16 protein-coding genes are annotated in these 14,136 nt (G+C 67.1%); 14 read left to right on the plus strand and 2 right to left on the minus strand.

Annotated elements, in window-relative coordinates; translation table 11 throughout:
* Nucleotides 1-55 precede the first annotated feature (55 nt).
* From leuC to ACFQB0_RS03645, 6 genes are read left to right on the plus strand one after another with little or no spacing between them, the layout of a single operon-like run.
* Entirely contained in the window at nt 56-1,534 is a 1,479-nt protein-coding gene (gene leuC, locus ACFQB0_RS03620; protein WP_386727687.1) for a 3-isopropylmalate dehydratase large subunit, read from the plus strand.
* Nucleotides 1,534-2,154 (plus strand): 3-isopropylmalate dehydratase small subunit, encoded by a 621-nt coding sequence (gene leuD / locus ACFQB0_RS03625; protein ID WP_386729632.1) that lies wholly within the window; start codon nt 1,534-1,536, stop codon nt 2,152-2,154. The genes leuC and leuD overlap by 1 nt, the downstream gene beginning before the upstream one ends.
* Nucleotides 2,151-3,521 carry a UDP-N-acetylglucosamine 1-carboxyvinyltransferase gene (murA, locus tag ACFQB0_RS03630; RefSeq protein ID WP_386727689.1) on the plus strand — a complete coding sequence of 457 codons (1,371 nt, stop codon included), beginning with the start codon at nt 2,151-2,153 and terminating at the stop codon, nt 3,519-3,521. The genes leuD and murA overlap by 4 nt, the downstream gene beginning before the upstream one ends.
* A 7-nt stretch (nt 3,522-3,528) precedes the next feature.
* Nucleotides 3,529-4,302, plus strand: coding sequence for a lysophospholipid acyltransferase family protein (locus ACFQB0_RS03635; protein WP_386727692.1), 774 nt, complete (start codon nt 3,529-3,531; stop codon nt 4,300-4,302).
* Nucleotides 4,292-5,443 (plus strand): NAD(P)H-dependent glycerol-3-phosphate dehydrogenase, encoded by a 1,152-nt coding sequence (locus tag ACFQB0_RS03640; protein ID WP_386727693.1) that lies wholly within the window; start codon nt 4,292-4,294, stop codon nt 5,441-5,443. Before ACFQB0_RS03635 ends, ACFQB0_RS03640 begins: the two co-directional genes overlap by 11 nt.
* On the plus strand, nt 5,346-6,443 hold the full coding sequence (locus tag ACFQB0_RS03645; protein WP_386727694.1) for a D-alanine--D-alanine ligase family protein: 1,098 nt from the start codon (nt 5,346-5,348) through the stop codon (nt 6,441-6,443). The genes ACFQB0_RS03640 and ACFQB0_RS03645 overlap by 98 nt, the downstream gene beginning before the upstream one ends.
* A gap of 21 nt (nt 6,444-6,464) precedes the next feature.
* Here the strand turns inward: ACFQB0_RS03645 and ACFQB0_RS03650 are convergent, their stop codons facing one another.
* On the minus strand, nt 6,465-6,944 hold the full coding sequence (locus tag ACFQB0_RS03650; protein WP_386727697.1) for a DUF3515 family protein: 480 nt from the start codon (nt 6,942-6,944) through the stop codon (nt 6,465-6,467).
* A gap of 24 nt (nt 6,945-6,968) precedes the next feature.
* On the opposite strand from ACFQB0_RS03650, the gene ACFQB0_RS03655 reads away from it, so the two are divergent.
* On the plus strand, nt 6,969-7,970 hold the full coding sequence (locus ACFQB0_RS03655; RefSeq protein WP_386727699.1) for a thiamine-phosphate kinase: 1,002 nt from the start codon (nt 6,969-6,971) through the stop codon (nt 7,968-7,970).
* Nucleotides 7,971-7,976: 6 nt separating this feature from the next.
* On the opposite strand, the gene rsmD is transcribed toward ACFQB0_RS03655, so the two are convergent.
* Entirely contained in the window at nt 7,977-8,570 is a 594-nt protein-coding gene (gene rsmD / locus ACFQB0_RS03660; protein ID WP_386727701.1) for a 16S rRNA (guanine(966)-N(2))-methyltransferase RsmD, read from the minus strand.
* Between the two features lie 50 nt (nt 8,571-8,620).
* On the opposite strand from rsmD, the gene ACFQB0_RS03665 reads away from it, so the two are divergent.
* The 7 genes from ACFQB0_RS03665 to rnc all read left to right on the plus strand — a co-directional run bounded on the left by ACFQB0_RS03665 (nt 8,621) and on the right by rnc (nt 14,121).
* Nucleotides 8,621-9,394 (plus strand): tetratricopeptide repeat protein, encoded by a 774-nt coding sequence (locus ACFQB0_RS03665; protein ID WP_386727702.1) that lies wholly within the window; start codon nt 8,621-8,623, stop codon nt 9,392-9,394.
* Nucleotides 9,391-11,586 carry an ATP-dependent DNA helicase RecG gene (locus ACFQB0_RS03670; protein WP_386727704.1) on the plus strand — a complete coding sequence of 732 codons (2,196 nt, stop codon included), beginning with the start codon at nt 9,391-9,393 and terminating at the stop codon, nt 11,584-11,586. Before ACFQB0_RS03665 ends, ACFQB0_RS03670 begins: the two co-directional genes overlap by 4 nt.
* Nucleotides 11,587-11,636: 50 nt before the next feature.
* Nucleotides 11,637-12,125, plus strand: a complete 489-nt coding sequence (gene coaD, locus ACFQB0_RS03675; protein WP_386727706.1) for a pantetheine-phosphate adenylyltransferase — start codon at nt 11,637-11,639, stop codon at nt 12,123-12,125.
* Nucleotides 12,126-12,186: 61 nt separating this feature from the next.
* On the plus strand, nt 12,187-12,381 hold the full coding sequence (locus ACFQB0_RS03680) for a hypothetical protein (protein ID WP_386727709.1): 195 nt from the start codon (nt 12,187-12,189) through the stop codon (nt 12,379-12,381).
* Nucleotides 12,382-12,582: 201 nt separating this feature from the next.
* On the plus strand, nt 12,583-13,152 hold the full coding sequence (locus ACFQB0_RS03685) for a YceD family protein (RefSeq protein WP_386727711.1): 570 nt from the start codon (nt 12,583-12,585) through the stop codon (nt 13,150-13,152).
* Nucleotides 13,153-13,154: 2 nt separating this feature from the next.
* Nucleotides 13,155-13,358 carry a 50S ribosomal protein L32 gene (gene rpmF, locus ACFQB0_RS03690; RefSeq protein ID WP_123046552.1) on the plus strand — a complete coding sequence of 68 codons (204 nt, stop codon included), beginning with the start codon at nt 13,155-13,157 and terminating at the stop codon, nt 13,356-13,358.
* Between the two features lie 70 nt (nt 13,359-13,428).
* Nucleotides 13,429-14,121, plus strand: coding sequence for a ribonuclease III (rnc, locus tag ACFQB0_RS03695; protein WP_386727713.1), 693 nt, complete (start codon nt 13,429-13,431; stop codon nt 14,119-14,121).
* Nucleotides 14,122-14,136: the final 15 nt, after the last annotated feature.

Below are 14,136 nucleotides of genomic sequence, written 5' to 3' on the forward strand. Positions count from 1 at the left end.
TCGTCGCGGAGCCCGTCGCTGGCTGACCACCATTCTTGAGGAAGACGCACTCACCATGACAACCGGAACATCGTCGATCTTTCGACCCCGCACCCTCGCCGAGAAGGTCTGGGACGCGCATCTCGTGAAGAAGGGCGAAGACGGCACCCCCGACCTCATCTACATCGATCTGCACCTCGTGCACGAGGTGACGAGCCCGCAGGCATTCGACGGCTTGCGCCTGGCCGGGCGTCCTGTGCGCCGGCCCGATCTGACGATCGCGACGGAGGACCACAACACGCCGACGATCGGCATCGACAAGCCCATCGCCGACCTCACGAGTCGCACCCAGATCGAGACCCTCCGTCGCAACTGCGAGGAGTTCGGTATCCGGCTGCACTCGCTCGGCGATGTCGAGCAGGGCATCGTGCACGTCGTCGGCCCGCAACTCGGCCTCACCCAGCCGGGCATCACGGTCGTCTGCGGCGACTCGCACACTTCGACCCATGGTGCGTTCGGCGCGATGGCGTTCGGGATCGGCACGAGCGAGGTCGAGCACGTCATGGCGACGCAGACCTTGCCGCTCAAGCCGTTCAAGACCATGGCGATCACCGTTGACGGCGAGTTGCGTCGCGGTGTCACTGCCAAGGACGTCATTCTCGCCGTGATCGCGAAGATCGGCACTGGGGGTGGTCAAGGCTATGTGCTCGAGTACCGGGGCAGCGCCATCCGCGCGCTGTCGATGGAGGGCCGGATGACGATCTGCAACATGTCGATCGAGGCAGGTGCCCGGGCGGGCATGGTCGCCCCGGACGACACGACCTTCGCCTATCTCGAGGGGCGTGCGCACGCCCCGGTAGGCGCCGACTGGGACGAGGCCGTCGCATACTGGCGCACTCTCGCGACCGATGAAGGCGCCGAGTTCGATGCCGAGCTAGTCATCGACGCGAACACGCTCGAACCGTTTGTCACCTGGGGCACCAACCCCGGGCAGGGCGTGTCACTGAGCGACCGCGTTCCGGATCCGGCCGAGTTCGCCGACGCGAACGAGCGTGCGGCGGCGGAGCGAGCCCTCGAATACATGGACCTCGTCGCGGGAACCCCGCTCAAGGAGGTCGCGGTCGACGCCGTGTTCATGGGATCGTGCACCAACAGTCGGATCGAGGATCTGCGCGCCTTCGCCGAGATCGTCAAGGGCAAGACCAAGGCAGAGGGCGTGCGTGTCATGGTCGTGCCGGGGTCGGCCCGGGTGCGATTGGAGGCCGAGGCCGAAGGTCTCGACAAGATCATCACCGAGTTCGGCGCCGAGTGGCGCTTCGCCGGATGCTCGATGTGCCTCGGGATGAACCCGGACCAGCTCGCTCCCGGCGAACGGTGCGCGTCGACATCGAACCGCAATTTCGAGGGCAGGCAGGGCAAGGGTGGGCGCACCCACCTCGTGTCGCCGCTCGTCGCGGCAGCGACTGCGATCCGGGGTACGCTCTCGAGCCCCTGGGATCTGGAGCAGCCACCGGCGGAATGGGTCGAAACCACGTCAGGAGAGGCGGCGGCGTGATGGAGAAGTTCACGACAGTCACCGGCGTGGCCGTGCCGCTGCGTCGCTCGAATGTGGACACCGACCAGATCATCCCGGCCGTCTACCTCAAACGCGTCACCAAGACGGGCTTCGACGACGCGCTCTTCGCGGCCTGGCGACAGGACCCGGAATTCGTGCTCAACCAGGAGGCGTACCGGGGCGCGCGGGTGCTCGTCGCCGGCGCCGACTTCGGTATCGGCTCGTCGCGCGAGCACGCCGTCTGGGCGCTCCGCGACTATGGTTTCGATGTCGTGCTGAGCCCACGGTTCGGCGACATCTTCCGAGGCAACTCGGGCAAACAGGGTTTGCTCGCTGCCCAGATCAGCGAGGCGGATGCCGAGAGGCTCTGGGCGGCCATCGAGGCCGCCCCGGGAATAGACGCGACCGTCGATCTGGTTGCGGGTATTGCGAGCATCGGTGATCTTCAGGTTCCTTTCGAGGTCGATGGCTACACTCGGTGGCGGTTGCTCGAGGGTCTGGACGACATCGGGCTGACCCTGCGCGACGAGGCGCTCATCGAAGAATTCGAGGCCCGCCGGGAACACTGGCGGCCGCAGACCCTCCCCGTGAGGCTGGCAGTGCAGGTGGAAGACGTGTGAACACACTCGGTGAGGATGCCAAGAACCACGGTTCGGCTGTCGGACTCAATGTCGACAGGATCACGATCAACGGTGGCAAGCCGCTCACGGGTCGCATCGAGCTGAAAGGTGCCAAGAATCTCGTCACCAAGGCGATGGTCGCGGCGCTGCTCGGCGAGAGCCCGAGCGTGCTCAAGGACGTGCCGAACATCAGCGACGTGCGCATCGTGCGCGGACTGCTCGAGGTGCACGGCGTCCAGGTGACCGAGGGACCGGAGGAGGGCGAGCTCATCCTCGACCCCTCCAACGTCGAGAGCGCCCACTTCGCCGATATCGACGCGCACGCGGGCTCCAGCCGCATCCCGATCCTGTTCTGCGGACCGCTCCTGCACCGCCTCGGCGAGGCGTTCATCCCCGATCTCGGCGGCTGCCGTATCGGTGACCGTCCGATCGACTACCACCTCGAGGTGTTGCGCAAGTTCGGCGCCGTCGTCGAGAAGCTGCCGAGCGGCATCAGGATGTCGGCGCCGAACGGCCTCAGGGGCACCAAGGTCGAGCTTCCGTACCCCAGCGTCGGCGCGACCGAGCAGGTACTGTTGACCGCGGTGCGCGCCGAGGGCATCACCGAGCTCAAAGGTGCCGCCATCGAGCCCGAGATCATGGATCTCATCAACATCCTGCAGAAGATGGGGGCGACGATCTCGGTCAACACCGATCGGGTCATCCGAATCGAGGGCGTCGAGCACCTCGATGGGTATACCCACCGGGCGCTCTTCGACCGCAACGAGGCGGCGAGCTGGGCCGCCGCTGCCCTCGCGACCGACGGTGACATCTTCGTCGGCGGGGCTCGGCAGGCCGAGATGCTCACCTTCCTCAACGTGTTCCGCAAGGTCGGCGGTCAGTTCGACATCCACGAGGACGGCATCCGCTTCTACCATCCGGGAGGGCCGCTCACCTCGGTGTTCATCGAGACCGATGTGCATCCGGGTTTCATGACCGACTGGCAGCAGCCGCTCGTGATCGCACTCACCAAAGCCGAGGGCGTATCGATCGTGCACGAAACGGTCTACGAGCAACGATTCGGCTTCGTCGACGCCCTCATCGAGATGGGCGCGACCATCCAGGTGCACAAGGAGTGCCTCGGCGGACAGGCCTGTCGTTTCGGACAGCGCAACTTCAAGCACTCAGCCGTGATCTCCGGCCCGACCAAACTGCATGGAGCCGACATCGAGGTTCCCGATCTGCGTGGCGGCTTCAGCCACCTGATCGCGGCTCTCACGGCCGAGGGAACGTCGACCGTGAGCAACGTCGGCATCATCGCCCGTGGCTACGAGAACTTCATCACCAAGCTGCGGCTGTTGGGAGCGGACTTCGTTCTCGAAGGATAATGGGGGAGTGCCCCCATCTGAGACGACGCCCGCCGCCCGGAGAATCCGTTCGGAGAAGAGCCGACCGTCGATCTTCTGGCTTCTCGCCGCCCTGCTGGTCCCCGTCATGAGCCTCGCCGCGCGATACGAGATCGAGGACGGCCACAAGCTTCCGCGCACGGGGGCGTTCGTGCTCGCCCCGAACCACTACAGCGAGATCGACCCGGTCGTGATGGGCGTCGTCTCGTGGAGGCTCGGCCGGCTGCCACGCTTCCTCGCCAAGGCCTCCTTGTTCAGGATTCCCGTCGCGGGTTGGATTCTGCGCGCGTCGGGGCAGATTCCGGTGGACCGGCACGGGAGCAAGAGTCACACCGCCATCCGCGCCGCTGAAGAGCTTGTCGAGAAGGGCCGGATGGTCGTCGTCTACCCAGAGGGTTCGCTGACGCGCGACCCGGACATGTGGCCCATGCGCGGAAAGACCGGTGCCGTGCGCATCGCCCTCGAACGCGGCATCCCGGTCATCCCGGCTGCTCACTGGGGGTCCCAGGCCATCATGGCGCGGTACTCCAAGAAGATCAGCATCTTTCCGCGCAAGACGGTCCTTGTGAAGATCGGCGATCCCGTCGATCTCTCGGCCTTCCGTGGCAAGCCGCTCGACACCGCGAATCTCAACGCGGCGACGACGGTCGTGATGGAGGCCATCACCGAGCTGCTGGCCGATCTGCGCGATGAACCAGCGCCGGAGAGACGATGGAACCCCGCCGAGCATGATCAGAAGGAGACGGGTCGTTTTGAAAGCTAAGGCGCAGAAGCCTCGCAACCTCGCGGTGGTGCACGGCAAACGGGTCGCCGTACTCGGCGCAGGAAGCTGGGGGACGACCTTCGCGAAGATCCTCGCCGACGGCGGATCCGACGTCGTGGTCTGGGCGCGACGCCCAGAGCTGGCGCGCGAGATCCAGGAGGCCAAGCGCAACAGCGACTACCTCCCCGGCGTCAACCTCCCTGTCAGTCTGCGCGCCACGGCCCGCCTCGATCTGGCGCTCGCCGGCGCCGAACAGGTGTTCGTCTCCGTGCCGAGCCAGTCGCTGCGGGAGAACCTCGTGGCGGTGCAGCCGCATCTCGGTGAGAACGCGATCGTCGTGTCGCTGATGAAGGGCGTCGAGCGCGCGAGTGGTCTGCGCATGAGCGAGGTCATCGCGCAGGTCCTGCCGATCGCACCGGACGACATCGCGGTGATCTCGGGGCCGAACCTCGCGCTCGAGATCGCCAAACAGCAGCCGACCGCAGCCGTCGTGTCCTCGACGAGTCTCGAGACGGCCCAGGCTGTCGCCATGCTCGCGACGAACGGGTACTTCCGCTCATTCGTGAACACGGATGTCATCGGCACCGAGTTCGGCGGCGTGCTCAAGAACCTCATCGCCGTGGCGATCGGCATCGTCGACGGTGTCGGCTACGGCGAGAACACCAAGGCGTCGATCATCACGCGCGGTCTCGTCGAGATGACCGACTTCGCCGTCGCCTACGGTGCCCAACCGGAGACGCTCTCCGGCCTCGCGGGCCTCGGAGACCTTATCGCCACCTGCCAGTCTCCGCTTTCGCGCAACAACACGGCGGGACGGCTGCTTGGCCAGGGTTACAGCTTCGGCGACGTCGTCAAGCAGATGCAGCAGACCACTGAGGGGTTTGCTTCGGTCGGGCCGATCCTCGAGCTGGCGCGCGCGAAGGGCGTTGAGATGCCCATCGTCGAGCAGGTGCGGCAGGTGCTCGACGGTACGCTGGATCCGAAGGACATCGCGCCTCATCTGACGACCGACTCGGACGAGCCGCAGGGCGAAAGGACTCTCGATGACGGACAAGCTCACGGTGGCGCTGCTCTTTGGGGGTCGCTCAAGCGAGCATTCCATCAGCTGCGCAACGGCGGGCGGGGTTCTCTCGGCGATTGACCGCGAGCGGTACGACGTCATCCCGATCGGGGTGACCCGTGAGGGCGCCTTCACGCTGCAGCCTGACGATGCTGCGCTCTTCACGCTCGATCCGGCTGCGATGCCTGAGGTCGTCGACAACGGAACACGCGTGTGCTGGCCGGAGAGCACGGCGTCGCGGGAGCTCTCGGTCGCCGAGGCGGACGACGTCAGGCGCTCGCTCGGCGAGGTCGACCTGGTCTTTCCGGTTCTGCACGGCCCGTACGGTGAGGACGGCACGATCCAGGGCATGCTCGAGTTCCTCGGGCTGCCCTTCGTCGGCTCCGGGGTGCTCGCGAGCGCGCTCGGCATGGACAAGCACTTCACCAAGACGGTGCTGCGACAGGCGGGTATCCCGGTCGCGCCGTGGCGTACGGTCACGGCGCATGCCTGGGCCACGGATCCTGACGAAGCCTATTCCGCGCTCGACGAGCTGGGTCTTCCCGTGTTCGTCAAACCGGCCCGTGCCGGCTCGAGCGTGGGCGTGAGCAAGGTTTCATCGCGGGAAGTCCTCGCCGCCGCCATGTCGATCGCGCTCGCGGAGGACGACAAGGTGCTCATCGAATCGGGTCTGATCGGACGGGAGATCGAGGTCGCCGTGCTCGGCGGGCGGCCCGGCGAGACAGCCAGAGCCTCGGTCGCCGGTGAGATCCTGGTGACGGGCCGCGACTTCTACGATTTCGCCGCGAAGTACCTCGACGCACACGGTGTCGAGCTGGTCTGTCCGGCCGAGCTGACGGTCGAGGAGCTCGGCGAGATGCAAGCCCTCGGCATCCGCGCCTTCGACGCAGTCGGCGGCGCTGGGCTTGCTCGTGTCGACTTCTTCCTGACGGGGAACGGCTTCGTCGTCAACGAGATCAACACCATGCCCGGCTTCACACCGATCTCGATGTTCCCGACGTGTTGGCTCAACTCGGGGCTCAGCTACCCGGAGCTCATCGACGAGATGATCGACGTGGCGCTCGCACACGCGAAGCGCTGAGAGATACCCCGCCTGCGCAGTTCACGGTGCGACATCGGTGACGTCGAGGCATTGCTTCTCGGCGGGAATGCTCGAGACGGCCGCGGAGAGGTCGACGAGCACGCTTCCCGACGCCTTGTCATTGTCGACGACGACCTCGACGGCCGGGGTCCGGCCGTAGCTTGTGAAGCGGAAGACCGGGGCCCGCGACTCGTCGGCGATCCAGTCGACGCCGTTGACGTTCACGCAGCGCAGGGTCGTTGGACCAGGGACATCCACTCCGCAGCGCAGCAGGACCGCCGCCGGATCGCCCCATGCTCCCGTCGCCTGGGCATTGGTCTCGCGGATCCGGTTGTCTCCGACCGAATCCGGCAGTCGCACGATGACCTCTGCGCACAGCGGATCGGCGGCATTCGGCGCCGCATCGAAGGGGACGGCCGACGCGCAGCCGGCGAGCGTCCCCGCCGTCAGGAGGGCCGTCGTGATGGCGACAGAGGCATGCGGGAGAGAATGAGAAGTCATCTCTTTCAGGCTAGCGTGTGAAGTATGACGAACGTCGACCGCCCCGGCTCGGGCGAGACCCTCGCCGAACTCAGCGAGATCGCCGTTCTTGAGCGCATCTTCCCCCGTCTGCCGAGGTCGTCGGCGACTCTGGTGGGTCCTGGCGACGACGCGGCCGTGCTCGCGGCCCCAGACGGGCGCTACGTCGTCACGACCGACATGATGGTGCACGGTCCGGATTTCCGGCTGGCCTGGTCGACGCCCAACGATCTGGGGTGGAAGGCCGCGGCGACCAATCTCTCAGACGTCGCGGCCATGGGAGCGCGACCGACGGCGCTGCTCGTGGCCATCGCCGCCCCGCAGCATCTGCCCGTCGCCGTACTCGAGGGCATCGCCGACGGTCTCCGGGAATGCTGTGAGGCGCTCGCCCCTGGTTGCGGTGTCGTGGGAGGCGACCTCTCGGCATCCGAGACGCTGACTCTGGCGGTCACGGCCTTCGGTGATCTCGAGGGCCGGAGGCCCGTTCTGCGCTCCGGTGCGCGGTTCGGAGACGTGCTCGCCATCGCCGGGCGTCTCGGCGACGCCGCTCGCGGTCTCCGATTGCTGTTCCGAGAGGGGGTATCCGACGACGGGGTTCCGGATGCCCGACGCGCGGAGTCCCTGCGCCAGCGTCATCCGCACCTCGTCTCCGCCCAGTTGCGGCCTGAGCCCCCCGTGGCGCTCGGTGCGGTGGCCGCGCTCGCCGGTGCCACCGCCATGCTCGACGTGTCCGACGGTCTCGCGCTCGATGCGGCGCGCATCGCCCGCGCCAGCGGGGTCGGTATCGACCTCGACCCGGTTGCTCTCGGCGCAGACCGGGAGCTCGCGCTCGGCGGGGGAGAGGACCACGGTCTGTTGGCGGCCTTCCCAGCGGAGGCGACGTTGCCGGAGGGTTTCCGCGCGATCGGCCGGGTCACGGCCGATCCCGGTGCCCTGACCGTCGGCGGCGTTCCCAACGCTCACACCGGCTGGGACCCGTACCGAGGATGGGACGGGCACGCGGGCTAGGGTCGGTCAACCCGGTCCGCTCGCCGTTCGTGAGGTCGTTCGTCGTGCCCACCACAGCGTGGTCTCGCCATAGTCCCTGCGTCGTTCGAGCTCGATGCCGTGCGGCCAGCTCGGTTCGGGCGATCGCGAACTGCGCTCCACCACGACGATCGCTTCCTCTGCGAGACGGTGTTCGAGAGCCACCAGATTGTGGCTCAGTTCGATTTCGCCCAGCTCGTAGGGGGGATCGACGAACACCACGTCGAACAGGGCGTGCGACGCCGACAGGAAGGCCTGAACCGGCTGCCCGGTCACCCCGATCTGCAAGGTATCGGGGTATGGTGCGGCGCGCAGGATCGCCTCGGCGTTCCCGCGGCAGACGCGGACCGCAGCGACGCTCCGCTCGACGAGGGTGACCGTGGCGGCCCCGCGACTCGCGGCCTCGAGGCCGAGGGCACCCGAGCCGGCGTAGAGGTCGAGCACTCGCGCCCCGGGCAAAGCGTCCCTCGCGTCGAGCGCCGAGAAGATCGCCTCGCGCACGCGGTCGCTCGTTGGGCGGGTGCCGTGCTTCGGCACTGCGAGGGTCAAAGAGCCTGCGAAGCCCGCAACAATTCTCGTCATCGTTACCTGAGCCTACGCGTGGGCGGGGGACAATCTGTGATGATGGTTGGGTGACAGATGCAAGCACTCAAGCGAAGACGATCGATCAGACGGTGCTCGACAAACTGTGGAATTTCGCCGATCCGCAGCTCTCGGCAGAGCGTTTCCGTGATGGAAAGGACGATGCGAGTTACAGCGAGGAGGCCCGCGCGGAGCTCGCCACTCAGCTCGCGCGTGCCCTCGGCCTTCAGGGGCGCTTCGACGACGGCGATGCGGTGCTCGACGCGATCCAGAGCGACAGTCATGTCGTGGCCGCGAGGATCGCTCTCGAACGGGGTCGGCTGCGCAACGCGGAGAAGAAGCCGGACGAGGCGGTCCCGCTCTTCACGAAGGCCGCGCGCGAGGCGGCATCCGGTGACGTCAGTTTCCTCGTCCTCGATGCGCTGCACATGCTCGCGATCACGGACACCGGCCACGAGGAGGAGTGGTCTGAGGAAGGCCTCGCCGTGCTCGACAAAGCCACGCAGCCGCGCACCCGGCGCTGGGGTGTCGCCCTGCACAACAACCTCGCCTGGCACCTACACGACACAGGGCGACCGGACGAGGCGCTCCCGCATTTCGAGCAGGCCCTCGAGTTCGCACGCACCGTCGGAACCTCGGACCAGCGCTTCCTCGCCCGCTGGGCGATCGCCCGCTGTCTGCGGACCCTCGGCCGGAACGACGAGGCGCTGGCGTTGCAGCAGAGCCTCGCCGAGAAACGCCCGGACGACCGGTACGTGGCGGCGGAGATCGCCGTGCTGACCGCGGAGAGACCGTCGGAGGACACCTCTACGATCGAAGCATGACCGGATCGTTCGACGCAGGAGCAGCCGACAGGCTCGGCCTCGATTCGAAGCTCCAGTCCGTGCTCGGCGGACGCACGGCGGCGGCCTTGCAGAAAGCCTTCGGACTCGTCACGGTCGGAGAACTGCTTGGCCACTATCCGCGGCGTTATGCGCGCCGCGGCGAGTTGACCGCACTCGGCGACCTCCCCGTCGACGAGAACGTGACGATCGTCGCCGAGGTGCTCGAAGTGCGGGAACGATCGATGAAGGCTCGCAACGGTTCGATCGTCGAGGCCAAGATCTCCGACGGCAACGGCATCCTGACCCTCACTTTCTTCAACCAGAAGTGGCGGGCGACGCAGCTCCGGCCCGGCGCCCGTGGCATCTTCGCCGGCAAGGTCTCCGACTACAAGGGATCGCTGCAGCTCGCTCATCCCGACTACGAGCTTTTCGACGAGCAGAGCGACGCCTCCCTCGGCGACCCGGAGGCGGCTCGTCGCTGGGCCGAAGCCCCCATCCCCATCTATCCGGCGACGAGCACCGTGGCGAGCTGGCAGCTCGCCAGTTCGATCGCGATCGTGCTCGACGGTCTCGGCGACATCCCCGAGCCGTTGCCGGAGCTGCTCCGTCGCAAACGAGGCCTGCTGCCGCACGGCCGTGCCCTTGAGCTGGTGCATCGCCCCGAAACGGATGCCGATTGGCGAAGCGCCAGAGACACCCTCCGCTTCACCGAGGCGCTCGTGTTGCAGGCGGCGCTGCTGCAGCAGCGCGCGAGCGCGAAGGCTCAGCGTGCGACCCCCCGGCTGCCGACTTCCGGCGGGTTCCTCGAACGCTTCGACTCCTCCCTCCCGTTCCGGCGCACCGATGACCAGCTCAGGGTCGGCGATGAGATCGCCGACGACCTCGCTCGGGCGTCGCCCATGAACCGTCTCGTGCAGGGCGAGGTCGGCTCCGGCAAGACGCTCGTGGCGTTGCGGGCCATGCTCGCCGTCGCCGACTCCGGCGGGCAGTCCGCACTGCTTGCGCCGACCGAGGTGCTCGCCGCACAGCACCTGCGCTCGATCGCCCGCATTCTCGGGCCTGATCTCGCCGCCGAACTCGTTCCGACCCTGCTCACCGGACAGCTCGCGACCGCCGACCGCAAACGTGCTCTGCTCCGTGCCGTGTCCGGACAGGCGCGAGTCGTCGTCGGCACGCATGCCCTCATGGGGGAATCGGTCTCCTTCTTCGACCTCGGGCTCGTCATCGTCGACGAACAGCATCGTTTCGGCGTCGATCAGCGCGAGGCGCTGCGGCTCAAAGGCGTTCAACCGCACGTGCTCGTGCTCACGGCGACCCCGATCCCGCGCACCGTCGCAATGACGGTCTTCGGCGATCTCGACGTGAGCGTGATCAGCGAACTGCCGGCCGGGCGACAAGGCATCGAGAGCTTCGTCGTGCCGCTCGCAGGACGCCCGAACTGGGAGCCGCGCATTTGGCAGCGCGTCGCAGAAGAGCTCGCCGAGGGGCGGCAGGTCTTTGTCGTCTGTCCCGCGATCGAGGCCAGGCAGGTCGAGGAGGGCGAGGAACTCGAGCCGGTGGACGGGAACGTGCCCGTCGAACCGGCATCCGTCGAGAAGGTGCTCGCCGGACTGCTGAGGGATCCGGCTCTCGCCGGACGTCGCATCGAGCCGTTGCACGGCCGGATGACCAGCGAGCAGAAGGAGGCGCGGATGCTCGCCTTCGCAGCCGGGGAGATCGATGTGCTCGTCGCGACCACCGTGATCGAGGTAGGGGTCGACGTGCCCAATGCGTCGACGATGGTCGTGCTCGACGCGGATCGCTTCGGCGTATCGCAACTGCATCAGCTGCGCGGCCGGGTCGGTCGCGGCGGCGTTCCGGGGCTGTGCCTGCTTGTCACACGCGCCGAGAAGGACAGCATCGCCCTGCAACGTGTAGAGGCCGTCGCCGCGACGCTCGACGGCTTCGAGCTCGCGCAGGTCGACCTCGAGCTTCGTCGCGAGGGCGACGTGCTCGGCAGTAGCCAATCGGGCGCCCGTTCCTCTCTGCGCCTGCTACGGGTGGCGAGCGACGGCGAGCTCATCGCCGAGGCCCGGGCGGCTGCGCATACGATCATCGAGGACGATCCGACTCTCACGGCCCATCCGGCCTTGGGCGATGCGGTGCGCCGCCGACTCGACGAGACCGAGCGCGACTTCCTGAGCAAGAACTAAGACTTCGGCGACCGGGTTCTTTCCCATTCTGCCACGCTAGTCTGAAACGTATGCGCAGGATCGCCGTCGTCCCTGGTTCGTTCGACCCCGTCACCTTAGGGCACCTCGACGTCATCGAACGCGCGGCGGGGCTGTACGACGAGTTGCACGTCCTCGTGGTGCACAACCCGGACAAGTCCGCGCTACTGCCCATTGTGCAACGGGTGTTCCTGCTCGAACGGGCTATCGAGGGCGCAGGCGTCGACGGGAACGTCATCGTGGCCTCCTGGAGCATGGGGTTGCTCGTCGACTACTGCACCGATGTCGGGGCGTCCGTGCTGGTCAAGGGCATCCGCTCGCAGGTGGATGTGGCCTACGAGACCCCGATGGCGATCGTCAACCGCAATCTCGCGGGGGTCGAGACGGTCTTCCTGCTGCCGGACCCGGCCAACACCCATGTGTCCAGCTCCCTGGTCCGGCAGGTGTCTGCGCTCGGCGGCGATGTCGCCCCCTATGTGCCTCCCGTCGTCGCCGAGTTCCTGCAGAGGGCCGAGCGTTGAACAGCTTTCCCACCAGGGTGCCGACGGACCCCCCGTCGCACCGAGTGTCGACACTCTCGCCATGCCGCTCGACGAGATGACGGAGACCGCGAAACTCGTCGTGCGCAATGTGGAATCCGTCATCGACGGAAAGCACGGGGCGGTGCGAACGGCGTTGACGGTTCTGCTCGCCGGGGGGCATCTGCTCGTCGAGGAGATCGTGCGGCGCATCGTGGCGGCCACCCGGGTGCCGGTTGGGTCGCCGAAGCGCGGCTAGGTTCGATCGCGGCCGTCGGCAGGGCAGGACGCCGCCGCCGGCCTGTGCGACGAGCTCGATCTCGTCGCGCGTGCGATCCGCGGTGCGGCCCCACCGTGGACTCGGCTGCGCGCGATGTTCCTGCCGGGGTCGCTCTGGCCAGTCGGAGGCCCTCGGTCCTCGTGCCGATCGCCCGGCTGCACGCGCGTAGAATTCACCGTTGTGAGCACCTTCAGCAAGTCACCATTCGCGATCTCCGTGCGCGACCTCGTGCACCGTCCCGGCGAGATGCGCGAATTCACGCTCGACGTGCCGGCTTCCGAGGATCTCGGCGAGGGGCTCGTTGCGGTTCGCGCAGGCGGCAGCATCGACGTCTCCGTGCGTCTGGAGTCTGTGCACGAGGGCATTCTGGCGACCGCGGAGATCGACGCGACGGCCGCCGGCGTGTGCGGTCGATGCCTGATCGACATCGAGATCCCGGTCCAAGTCGAATTTCAAGAGCTTTTCGCGTATTCTTCTGGAGAAGCTTTTGAGTTCGAGGTTCAAGACGACCACGTGGATCTTGAACCGCTGATCAGGGACGCGGTTGTGCTCGCACTTCCGTTCCAGCCGGTATGCCGGCCGGATTGCCCGGGTCTCGACCCCGAGACCGGAGAGCGGCTGGCCCGTCATCCAGAACTCACCGCACAGGAAACGCGCGATCCGAGGTGGGCCGCGCTTGCGGAATTGCAGGCTTCCACTGACATCGGTTCGGGCGGAGACGTCGGCGCCGACATGGAGAAAGAGAGATAGTCATGGCAGTTCCCAAGCGGAAGCAGTCACGCGCAAACACGCACGCTCGTCGTTCGCAGTGGAAGGCCGAGGCCCCCACGCTCGTCAAGACCGTCGAGAACGGCAAGGTCACCTACAGTCTTCCGCACCGCGCCAAGGTCGTCGAGGACTCCGCGGGCACCGCGTTGTTCATGGAATACAAGGGCCGCAAGGTCGCCGACGTCTAGTCGGTGATTGTCGCTCATGGCGCGCACGGCCGGTTTCACGGCCGAAGCCTCGAGTGAAGGGCATCTCCGCATGACGTCTCTCTCCGAGGAATCGCGGGATGCCCTTGCGGCGTCTCTTGGCATCCACATTGACGACGGGCTGCTCGAGCTCGCGTTGACGCACCGTTCCTTCGCCTACGAGAACGGCGGCATCCCGACGAACGAGCGTCTGGAGTTCCTCGGCGACTCGATCTTGGGGCAAGCCGTCACGGTGATGCTCTACACGGAATACCCGACGCTCGACGAAGGCGACCTCGCCAAACGTCGTGCGAGCCTCGTGAGCAGCGTCGCCCTCGCCGAGGTCGCGCGCGGGATCGGCCTCGGACGCTACGTGCGTCTTGGTCGAGGCGAATCGCTCACCGGCGGTCGTGACAAAGCGTCGATCCTCGCCGACACCGTCGAAGCCGTCATCGGCGCCGTCTACCTCGATCGCGGCGGGGACTTCGCGACCGCGTTCGTGCTGCGGCTCATCGAGCCACTGCTGAAGGACCCCGATCGTTTCGGCGCCTCCATGGACCCGAAGACAAGCTTGCAGGAGATCGCGGCCCGCCACGGCCGGGAGGCACCCGTCTACACGGTCACCGAGAGCGGTCCCGACCACAGCAAGGTGTTCATCGCGGCGGTCGTCGTCGGCGACCTGACGGCATCGGGTCAGGGCACGAGCAAGAAGCAGGCCGAGATGGCCGCCGCGCTCGAAGCCTGGACCGTTCTCAACGCTGGCTGACCTGACCCGGCCCTG

Origin of the sequence: Luethyella okanaganae (assembly GCF_042660285.1) — a bacterium.
GTDB classification, from domain to species: Bacteria; Actinomycetota; Actinomycetes; order Actinomycetales; family Microbacteriaceae; genus Luethyella; species Luethyella okanaganae.